The following is a 319-nucleotide window of genomic DNA, read 5'->3' on the forward strand; positions in this document are numbered from 1 at the left end:
GTCCCGATTGTGCTGGGGCTGGCCGTGCTGACTTTTCTCATTTGGTATGTATGGGCGGCGCCGGGACAGTTTTCTGCAGCGATCGGCAAATTCATCGCCGTGCTTGTTATTGCCTGTCCGTGCGCACTCGGGCTCGCCACTCCGACGAGCATTATGGCGGGCTCCGGCCGCGCAGCTGAATTCGGCATTCTTTTTAAAGGCGGAGAGCATTTAGAAAAGACCCAGCGTCTGACGACAATCGTACTGGATAAAACAGGAACGGTGACAAACGGCAGACCGGTTCTGACAGATGCCGTACCGGCAGAGGGAATGAACGAAG

Annotated in this window: 1 pseudogene; it reads left to right on the top strand. The window is 56.1% G+C overall.

Annotated features, from left to right (window positions below):
• A pseudogene (locus SB658_RS22840) lies at window positions 1-319 on the top strand (heavy metal translocating P-type ATPase); the annotation flags it as partial.

Origin of the sequence: Bacillus sp. SIMBA_008 (assembly GCF_046535495.1) — a bacterium.
In the GTDB taxonomy this organism is placed as follows: Bacteria; Bacillota; Bacilli; order Bacillales; family Bacillaceae; genus Bacillus; species Bacillus subtilis.